Genomic DNA, 832 nt, shown 5'->3' on the forward strand with positions numbered 1-832 from the left:
GTGCGCAGGTCGTTCGCGTCGAGAAAACACAAGGCCAGATCGATCAAATCAGTGGTGTGGTTTTTACGCAGATCAAGCAGGTTCGTGCCGTTACTCAGCTTGAAATGTCGCTGCTTGTGCCTCGGACGAAAGATCTGAAACCCGCGATTGTCTATTTCCCTGGCGGCGGCTTTATCTCAGCTGATCATGAAAAGTTCATCGACCTTCGCATGGCGCTCGCTAAGGCGGGGTTCGTGGTCGCAGCCGCGCAATACCGCACCGTCCCCGACAAGTATCCGGCCCTCGTTGAGGACGGCAAGGCTGCGATCCGCTATCTGCGTGAACATGCCGACGAATATGGCATCGACCCCACCCGCATCGGTGTGCTCGGCGATTCCGCCGGCGGATATGTATCTCAGATGATGGGCATGACGAGCGGCGAAAAGGGCTTCGACAAGGGTCAATTTCTCGACAAATCCTCCGACGTTCAGGCAGCTGTGACGATGTACGGCATCTCCAATCTGCTTGAAATCGGCGACGGGTTTCCGGAAGATATTGCAAAGGTACATCAATCGCCAGCGGTGACAGAGGCCTTGCTGGTCAACGGCACTGCTTTCGCAGATTTTCCCGGGGCCTCGATCTCCAGCAATCCTGACAAGGCTTTGCAGGCAAGTCCAATGGGCCATGTCGACGGCAGTAAACCGCCCTTTCTCATCATGCATGGCAGCGCCGATACGCTGGTTTCGCCTCTCCAAAGTGTGCAGCTCTACGAAGCCCTGAAAAAGAAGGGCGACAAGGTCGAGTACGTTCTCGTCGAAGGTGCAGGCCACGGCGATATTAACTGGTACCAGCC

General features: G+C 56.0%; 1 protein-coding gene. It reads left to right on the top strand.

The genetic code is table 11. The features are described 5' to 3' along the window. A partial coding sequence (locus AB4Z23_RS27350) for an alpha/beta hydrolase fold domain-containing protein (protein ID WP_441361168.1) occupies positions 1-832 on the top strand: 832 nt, incomplete at both ends.

It is taken from the genome of Agrobacterium sp. MCAB5, from assembly GCF_052114365.1.
Taxonomy (GTDB): Bacteria; Pseudomonadota; Alphaproteobacteria; order Rhizobiales; family Rhizobiaceae; genus Agrobacterium; species Agrobacterium tumefaciens.